The 14,809-nt window shown below is 59.5% G+C and carries 12 protein-coding genes and 2 pseudogenes; 13 read left to right on the forward strand and 1 reads right to left on the reverse strand.

The genetic code is table 11. The features are described 5' to 3' along the window. Positions 1-34 precede the first annotated feature (34 nt). From BM026_RS28050 to BM026_RS28085, 7 genes and pseudogenes are all read left to right on the forward strand, one after another. Positions 35-685 carry a CGNR zinc finger domain-containing protein gene (locus tag BM026_RS28050; protein ID WP_093127110.1) on the forward strand — a complete coding sequence of 217 codons (651 nt, stop codon included), beginning with the start codon at positions 35-37 and terminating at the stop codon, positions 683-685. A gap of 78 nt (positions 686-763) precedes the next feature. Further along, a complete protein-coding gene (locus BM026_RS28055; RefSeq protein ID WP_093530825.1) occupies positions 764-1,264 on the forward strand; it encodes a sigma-70 family RNA polymerase sigma factor in 501 nt (166 codons plus the stop codon). 26 nt (positions 1,265-1,290) lie between these two features. Beyond that, positions 1,291-2,244 carry a FecR family protein gene (locus tag BM026_RS28060; protein ID WP_093530827.1) on the forward strand — a complete coding sequence of 318 codons (954 nt, stop codon included), beginning with the start codon at positions 1,291-1,293 and terminating at the stop codon, positions 2,242-2,244. Positions 2,245-2,341: 97 nt separating this feature from the next. After that, complete coding sequence (locus tag BM026_RS28065) at positions 2,342-4,747, forward strand: TonB-dependent siderophore receptor (RefSeq protein WP_093530829.1); 2,406 nt, start codon at positions 2,342-2,344, stop codon at positions 4,745-4,747. A gap of 199 nt (positions 4,748-4,946) precedes the next feature. Then, on the forward strand, positions 4,947-5,876 hold the full coding sequence (locus BM026_RS29080) for a type III secretion effector protein (protein ID WP_139217588.1): 930 nt from the start codon (positions 4,947-4,949) through the stop codon (positions 5,874-5,876). Positions 5,877-5,891: 15 nt separating this feature from the next. Then, positions 5,892-6,100, forward strand: a pseudogene (locus BM026_RS29480) (RNA polymerase subunit sigma-24); the annotation flags it as partial. Positions 6,101-6,754: 654 nt separating this feature from the next. Further along, positions 6,755-7,684, forward strand: coding sequence for a hypothetical protein (locus tag BM026_RS28085; protein WP_256575426.1), 930 nt, complete (start codon positions 6,755-6,757; stop codon positions 7,682-7,684). 58 nt (positions 7,685-7,742) lie between these two features. Here BM026_RS28085 and BM026_RS28090 read toward each other — a convergent pair whose 3' ends face one another. After that, a complete protein-coding gene (locus BM026_RS28090; protein WP_093530831.1) occupies positions 7,743-8,894 on the reverse strand; it encodes an MFS transporter in 1,152 nt (383 codons plus the stop codon). Positions 8,895-9,248: 354 nt separating this feature from the next. Between BM026_RS28090 and BM026_RS28095 the strand changes: the two genes are divergently transcribed. The 6 genes and pseudogenes from BM026_RS28095 to BM026_RS28120 form a co-directional block, all read left to right on the forward strand. Continuing rightward, entirely contained in the window at positions 9,249-10,235 is a 987-nt protein-coding gene (locus BM026_RS28095; protein ID WP_093513810.1) for a diaminopimelate epimerase, read from the forward strand. A 306-nt stretch (positions 10,236-10,541) separates the two neighbouring features. Further along, entirely contained in the window at positions 10,542-12,557 is a 2,016-nt protein-coding gene (locus tag BM026_RS28100; RefSeq protein WP_093530833.1) for a type VI secretion system Vgr family protein, read from the forward strand. After that, a complete protein-coding gene (locus BM026_RS28105; protein WP_093127138.1) occupies positions 12,557-13,393 on the forward strand; it encodes a DUF4123 domain-containing protein in 837 nt (278 codons plus the stop codon). Before BM026_RS28100 ends, BM026_RS28105 begins: the two co-directional genes overlap by 1 nt. Then, on the forward strand, positions 13,386-14,165 hold the full coding sequence (locus BM026_RS29485; RefSeq protein ID WP_093530835.1) for a hypothetical protein: 780 nt from the start codon (positions 13,386-13,388) through the stop codon (positions 14,163-14,165). Before BM026_RS28105 ends, BM026_RS29485 begins: the two co-directional genes overlap by 8 nt. 14 nt (positions 14,166-14,179) lie before the next feature. After that, positions 14,180-14,488: pseudogene (locus BM026_RS28115) on the forward strand (lipase family protein); the annotation flags it as partial. 54 nt (positions 14,489-14,542) lie between these two features. Next, a partial coding sequence (locus BM026_RS28120; RefSeq protein ID WP_175507986.1) for a transposase occupies positions 14,543-14,809 on the forward strand: 267 nt, incomplete at its 3' end.

The raw sequence follows: 14,809 nt of genomic DNA on the forward strand, positions 1-14,809 counted from the left end.
ATCGCAGGGAGAACGCGTTTTTTCGGGAGCAGGCATGACACATTTTACGGGCACTGCAAAATCAATTCGCCTGATTGGCGGGGCCCGGGTCCTGGACTTCATCAATACCACCAATGGGCGTCGCCCCGGCACTTCGCTCAAGGTCATGGAAGAACGGCTCACCAGTTTTCAGTTCTTCTTTGAATGGGCCCTGCATGCGTCGTTGATCTCGGCCCGGGAGTTCGATGACTACAAGCCGATGGTGTTTGAGTCATCGATGGCTTACCAACCGAACCTCGACGCGATCATTGCGTTCAGGGAATGCCTGTATGCAGTGTTTTATCCGTTGTCCTTGCAAGCTGCCGCGCCCGACCACGCCTTGCAGCAGATCAACGAGGCCTTCCAGCAAGGCGCAGCACGGCGGGTGCTGCGTTCTGTCGACGGCAAGCCTGCCTGGGCGTGGATGCCTTGCACCACGGCGCAGGAGCTCACGGCCATGGTGCTGGGCCGCCTGGCCATCGAGGCCACGCAATTGCTGGTATCCGGTGATCTGCACGCATTGCGCAGTTGCAGCGCTACCGACTGCGACTGGGTGTTTCTGGATATCTCCAAGAACAAACAGCGCAAGTGGTGCCAGATGAGCGTGTGCGGCAGCCGGGAGAAACTCAGCCGGCTCAGACAGGTGGGTGGCAAAACGGCGCATTGAGGGCCCATGGCGAGTAGCAATTGCCCTGCTTAATAGGAAACATTACTATTCACGCCCCGCTTCCCCAGTGCTCCCACGATGATCCCTCAGCCGCCCCGCAGACCAGGCTTTTTCGAACACTACGAAGAGTTGATCGGGACCTGGACGCGCCGCCTGAGAAATCGCCAGCAGGCCGAAGACCTGGCCCATGACACTTTCGTGCGGGTGCTGGAGGCAAAATCCTCCGAGGTCGAGCAACCTCGCGCCTATCTGCATCAAACGGCGCGCAATATCGCCGTTGACGCCTTTCGACGCGAAGACCGTCGCGAGGCCATGACCCTGGAAGTTTTTGATCAGCGTTCGCCGCACACCGGCGACCCGGAACATTTCATGCACGCGATCCAGTTGGCGGACTCTATCGAGCGAGCCTTGGCCGAGCTGCCGCTCAATTGCCGCAGGATTTTCATCTGGCAGAAAATCGAGGGCCTGACCCAGCAGGAAATCGCCGACCGCCTGGGGCTGTCTAAAAACATGGTGGAAAAGTATATGATCCGCACCCTGCGGCATCTGCGCGACCGCCTGGACGCGATGGCGCCATGATCGCCCGCTCTGAAACAGGATCATCCATGATGGATAACCGTGCCCGAGACGAAGCCGCGCAATGGTTTGTGCGCCTGCAAGACGCCGAGTTGAGTGCTGTCGAACGCCAGCGTTTCGACGCATGGCGCACTGAGCATCCCGATCACCAGTATGAGTTCGATGTATTGCAGGGCGTGTGGAGCGCCGCTGACTTGCTGCCCAACGCCCGCCTGCAGGCGCTGTGCGAAGCGCCCGCGGAAAGTCCCAAGCGCCGAGCCATCCTGCGTTATACAGTGGCCGCCAGTGTGGTTGCAGTCGCGCTGGGGCTGGGTCTGTTCAGCGGGCTGGATCATCCCAAGCCCTACCGCGCCGAGTTCAGTACGCGTCTGGGGGAACATCGCCAGGTGGCCTTGCCCGACGGTTCGGTGATGGACCTCAATAGCCGCAGCATCGTCACGGTGCATTACGAAAAAGGTCGGCGTGGCGTCGAGATCAAGCAGGGCGAAGCGATGTTCAGCGTCGAACATGACACCAGCAGGCCCTTTGTCGTGGCGGCCGGGGCAGGGCAGGTGACCGTGACCGGCACGCGATTCGATGTGCGCCGCGATGACGACCAGACCCGCGTCATGGTCGAAGCCGGCACCGTGAAAGTACAAGGCCGTGCGCCGGACAAGATGGTGACGCTGACAGCGGGCCTGGGCAGCCATGTCGACAACCAGGGGCGGGTAGCCGCGGCCTACGCGGTGAACACCGAAGAACTGACCGCCTGGCGTACCGGCAAACTGGTCTTCAACAACGCTTCGCTGGGCGAAGTGGCCCGGGAAGTCTCGCGTTATCGGGAGCAACCGCTGCGGGTCAGCACGCCGGCCGTGGGCAACCTGCGCCTGACCAGCGTATTCAAGTCCGACGACACCGATGCCTTGCTCAAGGCGTTGCCGCACATCCTGCCGGTAGCCTTGCGCACCTTGCCGGACGGCAGCCAGGAAATTATTTCACGCTGACATTCAGGTTTTTTTCGAGTTCTTCGTCTTCTCCTGCAACTGCAACTGGTTTGCATTAACAGCCGCACACTCTTGCGATCACAGGACTAGGTTCGACGTGAAAAAACTCGCCGTGAACAACAATAAAATCTCCCGCTGGGCGCCGCTGGCCCTGGCGCTTGCGGTCAGTGCCGCGCTGCCTGTGGCCTATGCCGCCGAGGCTATCCACATCAAGGCCCAGTCCCTGGGCACAGCGCTGAGCCAGTTGGGCCAGCAGACGTCCCTGCAAGTGTTCTTCAGCCCCGAACTGGTTGCGGGCAAGCAAGCGCCGGCGGTCGACGGCAACCTTTCCCCCGAACAAGCCCTGCGCCAGTTGCTGCAAGGCAGCGGCCTGGACTACCAGATCGATGCCGGCTCCGTGACCCTGCGCCCACTGAACGGCGGCACCGGTGAAGCCGGCTCGCCGCTGGAACTGGGCGCCACCGATATCAAGGTGGTGGGCGACTGGCTCGGCGACGCCAACGCCGAAGTGGTGCAGAACCACCCCGGCGCACGCACGGTGATCCGCCGCGAAGCCATGGTGGAGCAGGGCGCGATGAATGTCGGCGACGTGCTGCGCCGTGTGCCGGGTGTGCAGGTGCAGGAATCCAACGGCACCGGCGGCAGCGATATTTCCCTCAACGTTGGCGTACGTGGCCTGACGTCACGCCTGTCGCCACGTTCCACCGTGTTGATCGACGGTGTACCGGCAGCGTTCGCGCCGTACGGTCAACCGCAATTATCGATGGCGCCGATATCCGCCGGTAACCTGGACAGTATCGACGTGGTGCGCGGTGCCGGTTCCGTACGCTACGGGCCCCAAAACGTCGGCGGCGTAATCAACTTCGTGACCCGCGCCATCCCCGAGAAGTTCTCCGGTGAAGTCGGTACCACCCTGCAAACCTCCGCCCATGGCGGCTGGAAGCACATCGACAATGCGTTTATCGGCGGCACCGCCGACAACGGCATCGGCGCCGCCTTGCTGTACTCCGGGGTCAATGGCAACGGTTACCGCAACAGCAACAATTCCAACGACATCGACGACGTGATCTTCAAGACCCACTGGGCGCCGACCGATCAGGACGACTTCTCGCTCAACTTCCATTACTACGACGCCAGCGCCGACATGCCCGGCGGCCTGACGCAGAAGCAGTTCGACGCCAACCCGTACCAATCGGTACGCGACTGGGACAATTTCAGCGGGCGCCGCAAGGACGTATCGTTCAAGTACATCCGCCAGATCGACGACCGTACCCAGGCCGAGGTGCTGACCTATTACTCCGACAGCTTTCGCGGCAGCAACATCGCCAACCGTGACCTGAAGACCCTCGGTTCCTACCCGCGCACCTACTACACCTTCGGCATCGAGCCACGCGTCTCCCGTGTATTCGATGTAGGCCCGAGCACCCAGGAAGTCAGCCTGGGCTATCGCTACCTCAAGGAAGGCATGCATGAGCAGGCGACCAGCCTGAATCTGGTCAACAATGTACCGACGCCGGGCGGACAGAGTGACGGCCATGTCTATCAGGATCGCACCGGGGGCACCGAGGCCAACGCGTTCTACATCGATAACAAGATCGATGTCGGCAAGTGGACGGTGACTCCGGGGATCCGTTTCGAAGATATCCGCACCGAATGGCACGACCGTCCGGTGATCGCGTTGAACGGCACCCGCACCCAGGAAAAACGCCGCGAAGTCCACAACAACGAACCGCTGCCCGCATTGAGCGTGATGTACCACGTTTCCGACGCCTGGAAACTGTTCGCCAACTACGAGACCTCGTTTGGCAGCCTGCAGTACTTCCAACTGGGCCAGGGCGGCACCGGCGACCAGACCGCCAACGGCCTGAACCCGGAAAAGGCCAAGACCTACGAGGTGGGTACGCGCTACAACGACAATGTCTGGGGCGGTGAGCTGACGTTCTTCTACATCGACTTCTCGGACGAGCTGCAATACGTCAGCAACGACGTGGGCTGGACCAACCTCGGCGCCACCAAGCACACCGGTATCGAAGCCTCGGCGCACTATGACCTGTCGAACCTGGACCCGCGCCTGGATGGCCTGACCGCCAATGCCGGCTTCACCTACACCAAGGCCACGTCCGAAGGTGACGTGCCGTTCAAGGGCCGTGACCTGCCGCTTTATTCCCGTGAGGTGGCTACCTTGGGCCTGCGTTACGACGTCAACCGCTGGACCCATAACCTGGATGTATACGCCCAGTCCGGCCAGCGTGCGCCAGGTACAACCAGCACCTATATCACCCAAGGTACGGCTGACGGCCAGTACGGTGATATTCCGGGCTACGTCTCGGTCAACGTGCGCAGTGGCTATGACTTTGGCGAGCAGTTGTCCAACCTGAAACTGGGCGTTGGTGTGAAAAACGTCTTCGACCAACAGCACTACACCCGTTCCAGTGACAACAATGCTGGACTGTACCTTGGCGAGCCGCGAACGTTCTTTGTACAGGCCAGCGTCGGGTTCTGATTCATTGCGAAAGGAAAAGTCGCAGCTCCCTTCAGGGCTGCGATTTTTTTTGCCTGTTTCCTACGTGTGCGCAGCGCATTTGGCTGTCTGTCGCGGAACTGATTCCGACGCAAACCCCACACATGGGCACACCTTATTGGCATCGACGCTAAGTTGAAGCGACAGCCTGAAGGTCACGCTCACTGTATTGGAGAAACTCATGTCGGTATTGACTCTCGATCCGCCCGTATCTGCATCAACCACGCCCAACCGGACGCTGGCAGACACCAAGCCTCAGGCTAAACCCGCCGGCCCGGCGCCTACAGCGCTTTCTTTCAATGACCATCGCGCTGCCAGCGTCAGCTTTCACTGCAGCGAGAATAACTCCGGCCCTGTGCTTGGTAACGCTCAGCCAACCATGGGCGGTCACTTTTCGGGTCAGCACAGCGTGTTCATGCCGCCCAGTTTCAGGGACAGGTTCAAAGAATTGATGACCAGTTTGCTTGGTGGTCACCGATCACCGATGCATCCAGGCTGTAGTAATCCGCCGCCAAGGCCGAATCCTGGCTGGAGCAGCCCGCCGCCACGACCGAACCCCAGTGTTGGCAGGCCATGCCCGACCCGACCGTGCGAATCTGATACTGACTACAGCTTGAAGAACCGTGAACAGTTGATGCGGCTGATGCTCGACAAATTTACAGCCTTCGAGGACACCGGGTACCCGGGCTACATGAGCGTTGACAGCATTAAAACGAAGGCGAATCGGCCGTTGCTCCCTGAATACGGTCCGAACAAAGAAGAGAACAAAAAAAGGAACCAGGAAACTCGCCTGGCCAAGCAAGTCTTGAAAGATCCGAACCTGATGAATGCCATCTTCCGAAACCCTGTCACAGGCGCACGGGAGCGTCTGGCCAGCCCACAAAGGCTGGACATGCTTGCCAACAGGGAGGACTACTTCACCTACCACAGCGACAAGCAATTGCGCCAAGAAGTGCGTGAGCATTGGGGTCGGAATCCGCGGATCGAAGTCCTTCAGTGGTGGGCGAACAGACCGCTGACGGGTGATTCTGAGCAGGACCATCGGACCCAACTGGCGAAGGAGCTCCTCTTCCATCGCAGCGATCTGGTGCAGAAACTGTTCAGAAAATGACTTCCAAATCGGTCCCTGGCCCACGACACCTTTGTGCGGTGCTTGAGGCAAAATCCTCCGAGGTTGAGCAACCTCGCGTCTATCTGCATCAAGCAGCGCGCAATATTGCCGTTGACGCCTTTCGACGCGAAGACTATCGCGAGGCCAGGATCCTGGAAGCCTATGAAAAGCGCACGCAGCACACGGGCGAGCCGGAGCGTTTCATGCGCGCGATCCAGTTGGCGATGGACAATCGCTTCTCTTGGCTGCGCGATGGTCAGATCAAGCGAAAGGAGTTGATGGACTATCACCCAGTCACAATGGAACCGTTCGTGAAGACCCCGCCATACAGAAAACATCCACCGGTCATTGACTGCCGGTGGAGGTCTTCATCTACTGAATCAGGTCTGGACCATGAATTCGACATCTTGTGAATCCCGTCATGCTCCGTACAAAATCTCGACCTTGGCCGCACCTGCGCAGGAGGCGGAAAACCCGAGAGAACCTCAGGGACTCAATCTCACATCCTCGCCCAGGTTCAGCTTCAAGGCGCCCACCGCGGAAGATTTTGACAAAGGCTCTCGAGCCCTCATGAAAGAGTCGACCCCCGGTTCGGTTATTTCAGTGTTTTCCAGTCTTTGGAACAAGTTGGTCCGCCGTTAAGCCTTGCAGTCTCACATCGACACAACTTTTTAGAGCATGGAGGCTCGATAAGGTGAACTGGTTACAAACGCTAAAGACTCATTCGGGTATATGCGGCGTTTTGGACGGCAGTCGTCGGAACCATCGTTTTCTCGGAGCCACTCAAGCAGAGCTTGTGCCACGTTGATTTCAAGGTGTTTTCGAGATCAGTTGACCAAGGCACAGGTTACGTAATCTAGATAGAGTGGAGGTTGATCATGGTCGATAGTGTCAATAACTATGTGCGGGCGAGAGCGTCAAATATACTGAATATTCCCTCAGCAGGCGCGGATCGGCCAACGGGTAGAGGTGATGCCCGCGATACAATCGATAGGAGTGCGCTGGGCAAGCCGCTGCCGGCGGCGCCGTCATTCGGCGCCAGTTTTTTGAATGGCGCCTCAAGGCACTTTGACGGTCAGAATTTGTATGGCGGCATGACGAAGGCCGGCAACCCCTATGTCAGTTCAGACGATCACGTGTTGGCGACGGCCCTGATGAACAACTGGTCATTACTGGACGCGTTCAAGAAAGATGGTCAGTTGACCCAGGCTTCCTTGCAGGAGATCGCTAAAGAGGAACCCAGCAGCAGTAAGGTCTCGGAGCGCACCATCATGTTGGCGCTAGAGATACTCAACCGTCCTCGGCTGAACGACGCTATCTTGGAGAAGGGCGGTAAGATCACGTATGACAGCCTTGGCAAAGCGGCCGACTTGCAGGTTGGCAACACCAACCCCAACACCCAAAGCGCGGACCCGTTCCATGCGAAGACTGATGCGCAGGTCGTCAAGAGTTTGAGGGGCATGTTTGACGAATTACGCGACAAGTCGAAAGACTGGACGTTCTTCTTTGATAAACATCGATATCTGAAAACAGACCTCATCATCGAAATGAGCATGGACCCAGACCAAACCGATAAGAACGGTGAGCCTGTACGAGATGCGCGTACTCGGGTTCCTTTAAAGAAATACACCGAGTACCAGGTATACCTTGGCAAGAATCTTAGGGAGAGGCCAGGGTTGCTGGCTTCTCTAGACAGTCACAAAGCCAATGGTCACAACATTTTCGGCAGCCATAACGACGATGGATGGATAAAAAACTACAGCGTTGATCGCTGGCTGAAAAACGACAAGAAAGAAAAAGGGAGATAGGCCCTGCCGGCAGGCACGGGCCGTTTGAAATACTCAAACGGCCCATGCCGCTTCGCTCTCAAACCCGCAGTATTTTCCCACTGATCGCTACCACCGCCAGCAACACACCGACCAACAGGAAGGCGGTTGCCAGGCTGCTGCCGTGGGCGATGAAGCCGATCACGGCCGGCCCAGCCAATATCCCGGCATAGCCCAGGGTAGTGATGGCCGGTACGGCAATATGTTCTGGCATGACAGTCTGTTTACCGACGGCTGTGTACAGCACCGGAACAATATTGGAGCAACCGGCGCCTATCAATGCGTAACCCAGCAAGGCCATTTCCCAGGCGGGGGACAGGGTGGCCAGGAATGTGCCGGCGGCCGCAAGCGCACCGCCGCCCACAATCACCCGGGTAGCACCCAGCCGGCGCACGATGGAATCTCCGGTCAATCGTCCGACCGTCATGGTCAGGGCAAAGGCTGCGTAACCCAGACCTGCATAGGCTTCATCGAGGCCGCGCTCGGCACTGAGAAACACCGCGCTCCAGTCAAGTACCGCACCTTCTGCCAGGAACACGATAAAGCACAGGCAACCGATGAACAGCACCACACCGTGAGGTACGGCAAACGCCGGGCCCGAACTCTCACTGCCGTAAGGCAGCAGATGCGGCGCGGCCTTGAGCAGTGCTGCCAATGTGATGACAATCACCACCAGGGTCGCCTGCAACGGCGACAGGCCCAGCCCGAGCAGACCCGAGACACCCGCCGCACCGACGATCCCTCCCAGGCTGAACAGCCCATGAAAGCCCGACATCATGGTTTTGCCGCTGGCGCGTTCAACGATCACCGCCTGCAGGTTGACCGTGGAATCCACCGTGCCCAGGCCCGCACCGAACAGGAACAACCCAGCCATCAGCAGCGGAATCGAACTGACCGTCGCCAGCAGCGGCAATGCCAGGCAGATCATGATCGTCCCGGCGCTCAGTACGCGTCGGCAGCCGAAACGTGAGGCCAATGCACCCGCGGCGGGCATGGCGATGATCGAACCGACCCCCAGGCACAGCAGCAACAGCCCCAGCGTGCCCTCGCTCAGACCGGCGCGAGCCTTGGCATACGGTACCAGCGGCGCCCAGGCCGCGATGCCGAAGCCGGCAATGAAGAAGGCGATACGGGTCGACATTTGCTCCTGCCGCCCGGGAACCACGGGCGCTGAGGTGGGGATGGCAGTCATGAAAAATCCTTGGTTTTGCGTTCAACGAACGATGTCCGGCGCGACATCCTTGCACATCAGGCCTTGGTGTGCGAGCCGGGTTCCGTTGGGATTCGGGCTGCCTTGAATTTTATTTTTACAAGCTGGAACGCCAGGGCGGGTTGCAGCCACATACGTCGTATCGAGTTTGTAGGAGGCGGTCTGGAAGGTGTGTAATCCCTGCGGGAACGATTGAACCCCAGGGTTCTCGTGGTGGATTACCACCTTCCAGGCCGCTTCTGAAACTGCGTCAGGCGGGTGGTGTGCAACGGCGGGATCCCACACAATCGAGCAACTCCTTTTTTGCGCTCAACCCATGCCTCGGTGGATGACCTCATGACTCTGTTCTACGACGCTCGCGGCAATATCTATGGTGTGGTCAGCCCGGCTTCATTGAGCAGCAAGGGCATTGATGTACCCGAGAGCGCTGAGCGTGCCGCGGTTGTGCGTACCGCCTGGGCAGCGTCGGCTATCGCCTCGGAATGCAGCTGGGGCTCGGTGCCGCGCCCGGCTGGTGGCAAGGCCCACCGTTGTGATGGCCTGCTGGTGGGGCCGTTCCAGGACACGCCGCCGTTCGATCTGCTGATCGTAAACACCGACGGTTCTTTGGCCGAGCGCAGCGGTAATGGCTTGACGATTTTCGCCCAGGCCCTCACCGACCAGGGCCTGATGACCGAGGCTTGTGAGCTGCGGGTCCATCACGACAAATCGGATGCGCAATCACCGGTCGCCACTCGGGTGGAACCTGCCGTTCGTGACGATATTGCAGGGTTCTGGGTGGAGCTGGGGGTACCTGCCTTCGGGCCGGCGGCGGTGGGCGCGCAGGGGGTTGGGCAGGTGTTTTTGGAGGGTACTGAACTGAGCCAGGTCAGCGAGCTGGCGGCGATCAGTCCACAGTGGGCTGCCAGTCAATTCGTGCGGGTGGGCAACCCCCATTGTGTGACGCTGGTCCAGCAGCTCTCGACGTTGCCGGACAACGCACAGATGCTGCTGCCAAACCTGTTCCAGCCCTTGAAGGCCATCGCCTTCGCGCCCCCTGCGGGCGGTGGCCGGCCTTGTGAGGCGGGGGTCAACTTGCAATGGGCGGCGCGCCAGCCTGGCAACCAGGTCATAGCGCGGGTGTTCGAGCGCGGTGAGGGGCCGACCGCGTCTTCCGGCACCAGTGCCAGCGCCGTCGCCTGCGCGGCATGGCGTGCGGGCTGGGTCGAGAACGGTGACGTCGCGGTGGTGATGCCGGGTGGCGTTGCGCCGGTACGCTTGCACACCCAGGGCGAGACGCTGCTCGGCGTCAGTCTGTTCGGGACCGCACGGCTGCAGGCCTGAGGTTTTTTAACGGCTGACGCTGTGATTCAGTGTCGGCTGTTTCTGTGTCAGTTAGTTGTTATTAAGAAGTTTAGTGTAGGGCATTTCTTATTGTTAAGAAGTGGCACATTGACTCGTTTTATTGTTTTGTAAAAGACACTTCCAACTTCTTTGTACGAATCTTCTTTTTTATTTTAAAACAGCCGATTTTTTCCCGTAATCGCTAAGCTTTGAGGCGTTCAGGGGCTTTTTCTCGGCAGTTTATTCGCACACTTAACGAGGCAAAGCATTCCTGCGTGCTCATTCATTTATGGCGGGTAACAACGGATGGTTAACGCGTTTGTTTCGTCACGTTTCAAACTGATTCTTCCCTGCATGGATACCGACTTTCAGGTGCTGGCATTCAATGGCGGCGAGCGCCTTGACCAGCCTTTTTTCATCCAGGTGCAGGTGGTGAGTGAAAATCCTTCCCTTGACCTTGAGAGGTTGCTCCATCAACCCGCCTACCTGGATTTCGGAATGGGCGAAGGGCTGCATGGCCAGGTTTACGCAATCGGCCGGGACGACCCTGGCCGGCGCATCACGCTCTACCACCTGACCCTGGCACCGCGCCTGGCCTACCTTGCACACCGGCGCGACCAGCGGATCTTCCAGCAACGCAGCGTGCCGCAGATTATCGCGGCGGTGCTTGAGCGGCATGGCATCCTGGCGGACGCCTATGCATTCGAGCTTGGTCCCGTGGTGTATCCGCCACGCACGTTCTGTGTGCAGTATGCGGAGAGCGACCTGCACTTCATCCAGCGGCTGTGTGAAGAGGAGGGCATTCATTACCATTTTCGTCACAGCGCGGATGCCCATCTGCTGGTGTTCGGTGATGACCAGACGGTGTTTCGCCGTTTGCCCCAGCAACGCTACTGCCCTGCTGGCGGGCCGCAAGCCGCTACGCAGGTCGTCCAGCGTTTTGATGTGCGCCTGGCCACACGCACCCAGAAGACGGTGCGTCGCGATCATGACTTCGAACACCCTTCATTGCTGCTGCAGGACTGCGCGGGCTCGGCGCCGGCGCAACCTCTCGAGGATTATCGTTACCCAGCGGGATTCACGGGTCATGCCCGGGGCAAGCGCTTGGCGCGGCGGGGCTTGGAGCGTCACCAGCGCGACCGTCTTCGCGCATTGGGCCGCAGTGATCAACCGGCGCTGCGCAGCGGGCATTTCCTTGACTTGCGCGATCACCCCGATCCGTCCTGCAATGACTTGTGGCTGATCACCTCGGTGCGTCACGAAGGTCATCAGCCGCAGGTGCTGGAGGAGGCGACGCCCACGACTGATGGCTTCCAGGGGTATCGCAATCGCTTCACCGCGACGCCTTGGCAAGCGGTGCATCGACCGCCCCTCAAACATCCCAAGCCGACCATCCATGGCAGCCAGACCGCAACGGTGACCGGGCCGCCGGGGGAAGACGTGCATTGTGACGCCTATGGCCGGGTGAAGGTGCGCTTCCACTGGGACCGCCTGGACAAGGCGGATGATAAAAGCAGTTGCTGGGTTCGGGTTGCATCCGGATGGGCCGGTGACGGGTTCGGTACAACGATGATCCCGCGTGTGGGCATGGAAGTGCTGGTGACCTTCCTTGAAGGGGACCCGGACCAGCCGTTGATCAACGGTTGCCTGCCCAACGCGTCGCACCGGCCGGCCTACCCCTTGCCGCAGCACAAGACCCGCAGCGTCTTGCGCACCCGCAGTACGCAGGGGGGCGAGGGCGCCAACGAGTTGTACCTGGAGGATCGTCGTGGCGAGGAGCTCATTTACCTTCGTGCACAGCGGGACCTGGAGCAGCAGGTCGGCCATGACAGTCGGTTGGAAGTGGCGGGGGAGCGACGGGAAGTCATTCATGGATTGAGTACGGCTCACCTGGCCAGCGAGGAGCATCGTCACATCACCGGCGATCGCAGGATCGTGCTCAAGGCGAGCGACTACCTCGATGTACTAGGTGACAGCCGTACCCATGTGGGGCAGACCCTTATCCTGGAGGCCGGGCAGCAGTTTCATCTCAAGTCCGGTGCCAGCCTGGTGATCGACGCCGGGGCGCAACTGAGCCTCAAGGCGGGGGGCGAGCATCTGGTCATCCAGGCCGGCGGCATCTTCAGCAGTCGCCCCATTACCCTGGGTGGAGCGCCGTCCGTCACCCTGGCGGCGAATGCCTCGGCAGCGATCGACACACCCAGGATCTCCCTGGTGCAAGGCAGACTCATGAACCTGGCCAGGCAATTGGGCGCCGATTACTGCCCGGTGTGCGAGCGCTGCCGCGAAGGACGGTGTGAACTGCCAGGGAGGGCCGCTTGATGCCAAGGATGCCAGGCCAGTGGATGGACCAACAGCAACAGCGGGGACGACGACTGTGCTTGATCCTTGAGGGGCAGAGCGACGCGCGCGCACCGCTGCTGGAGGTACGCGACTTGCCGGCGTACCGCAGTGTTTACGCCGAGACTGCCGTAGCGGAGTTGGCGGCAGAAGGCCCACTGATTGTGCTGCTGGGCCCGCTGAACGAGCACGCTTTGCTTGGCCTATTGCGGCAACCCGAGACGAACTGGGGCTGGCTGGGCAGTTTACCCGGCGAAGACCTGACGGCAGTGACTCGACACTGGCGTGACAGGCTGCTGGTGGGCCCTGAAGGCGCGCAATCGCTGTACCGCTTCCACGACAACCGTACCCTGGCGCGTGCCCTGGCCCATCTGGGCCAGGATCGCTGGCCGGTATTTTTCGGGCCATTGATCAGCGTGTGCTATTGGCACGAAAACCGCTGGCACACGGCTGACAACCGGGCCCCCGGTGAGTACCCGGTGCCGGATCCCGCGCCCTGGCTGGATGCACCCAACCCAAACGCAGCGGCCATCCTGCACGCCAATATCCTGCGTTACCTGTTGACTGAGCACAGTGAAGATCTGGCGACATTGGTGGAATTTCAAGACCCGCGAATCTGGCTGGCACAGGTACTGGAGCAGGCGCGTGCCTGGCAGTGGCAGGGGCCGGAGCAGCTGGAGTTTCTGGTGGTGCGAAGACTGGAGGAGGCGACTCGGAGCAGTGTTTTGCAGTGGCAGCCCGGGGTCGGTGAAGCGCCTGGGGAGCACTTTGAGCGAGTAGTGGCACAGTGGCGATTGATGGGGGGAAAGCATGAGTAGGCGAAGGTGGGGGGGGGTAATGGTGCTGGGGGTACTCGGGCTGACGGGGTGTGGGGGCAAGCCTGTGGATCGATTTACGTTGGAGGTGGATTTGCCGGCGCAATTCCGCTTCATCGGTGGCGCCAATTACGGTCCAGCGACGGGGGAAACCTGCACGTTGCCCAGGCGTCGAGGCAAGAGGCCCGAGAGAAAGATCTTTATTGCGCATTACAAACCCGTGGCTGAACGCGTGAGTTTTGAACTGCCGCTGACTGAAGTCATTGAAGGGTGCCCTACGGTTTTGCGGAGTGTGGATTTCAGAACTTATGCGAAGTGGGGGCCTCGGGATTCAGACGTTGGAGGAGATAATTCAAGCTTTTCAGTGCGAGATTATCCGGATCCTGATGTACCGGGGATGCCAGAGACGGGAGTTCAGGAACTACACCGACAATGTCAGTGGATGTTTCGGACTGCGGGCCCACAGCACGCAATCATTAAGGTCCTTACATGCAGCGCTTTTGGGGGGGCGAGTCAGCCGAAAGAACAACGAGCAGGCGTAGTTGTGCAAAGGGATCAGTTACCTGGGAAGACTCTCAGGCTGGTTCTGACATTGACTGATGAGGAGGAACCCTATTTTGACGATAGCTGGGTGGTCGTTCCCGGTGGATGGCGGCGTTGCAAAGGTAAAAACCATGAGGACCTGTATGCGTTTTGCAACGGCAATACTAGCGAATTTAAACCTATAAAAATGCCGGATGGCCGCATCTGTGATGTCTACCCATCGTGCAAGTAGCAGGGAGCAAGTTCATGAAGATGGATGCAAGGAAGCAAGCTTTTTTCAGTGATATCAAGCCGGCCTGTGCATTGCGCGGGCATTGGGTAAGCTTTTGTCTGGTCGATGAACTCGGTGTTGGTGGGGCGTACGGTGGATTGCCTTACACAATCCACGATAGCGCAGGGCAAGAGTACAAGGGCAGGCTTAACGGTGAGGGCTTTGCCAAGCTATCTAATATTTACTGCGGACCTGTGGTCCTTGTTTTTGACGAGCCTTACTCGGGAGTTGAGCAACCGTATAAGTATCTAAGGGGGCGCAGCGCTTACAAGCTTCCTATTACCGGAGACTGTCAGAAATTTTGTGTTCGGGCATAACATGTAGCTAGAGGTGCATGTATGCCGACCAAAAAGAAGTCCGCCAATGCAACAGCGAGGGAGTTGCCCTCGATTCCCCAAGAGCTGATCGAGCAGTTTGTTAAAGGCCCGATGAGCGCCGAAGCCATTCAAGACGCGTCCATGGCGTTCAAGAAGGCTCTGATCGAGCGTGCGCTAGGCGCCGAGCTGGGTCACCACCTTGGTTACCCTCAGGGCGCGGAGCGCCCTGAGGAGTCGACCAATCAGCGCAATGGCAAAAGCAGCAAGACGGTTCTGACCGACGACGGG

Source organism: Pseudomonas sp. NFPP24, assembly GCF_900112095.1.
GTDB classification, from domain to species: Bacteria; Pseudomonadota; Gammaproteobacteria; order Pseudomonadales; family Pseudomonadaceae; genus Aquipseudomonas; species Aquipseudomonas extremorientalis.

Excerpts from the sequence above, each read along its gene's own strand:
- BM026_RS28095 (WP_093513810.1), top strand. The coding sequence starts at position 9,249 with ATGACTCTGTTCTACGACGCTCGCGGCAATATCTATGGTGTGGTCAGC.
- BM026_RS29485 (WP_093530835.1), top strand. The coding sequence starts at position 13,386 with ATGAGTAGGCGAAGGTGGGGGGGGGTAATGGTGCTGGGGGTACTCGGG.
- BM026_RS28055 (WP_093530825.1), top strand. The coding sequence starts at position 764 with ATGATCCCTCAGCCGCCCCGCAGACCAGGCTTTTTCGAACACTACGAA.
- BM026_RS28100 (WP_093530833.1), top strand. The coding sequence starts at position 10,542 with ATGGTTAACGCGTTTGTTTCGTCACGTTTCAAACTGATTCTTCCCTGC.
- BM026_RS28060 (WP_093530827.1), top strand. The coding sequence starts at position 1,291 with ATGATGGATAACCGTGCCCGAGACGAAGCCGCGCAATGGTTTGTGCGC.
- BM026_RS28105 (WP_093127138.1), top strand. The coding sequence starts at position 12,557 with ATGCCAAGGATGCCAGGCCAGTGGATGGACCAACAGCAACAGCGGGGA.
- BM026_RS28050 (WP_093127110.1), top strand. The coding sequence starts at position 35 with ATGACACATTTTACGGGCACTGCAAAATCAATTCGCCTGATTGGCGGG.
- BM026_RS29080 (WP_139217588.1), top strand. The coding sequence starts at position 4,947 with ATGTCGGTATTGACTCTCGATCCGCCCGTATCTGCATCAACCACGCCC.
- BM026_RS28090 (WP_093530831.1), bottom strand. The coding sequence starts at position 8,894 with ATGACTGCCATCCCCACCTCAGCGCCCGTGGTTCCCGGGCGGCAGGAG.
- BM026_RS28085 (WP_256575426.1), top strand. The coding sequence starts at position 6,755 with ATGGTCGATAGTGTCAATAACTATGTGCGGGCGAGAGCGTCAAATATA.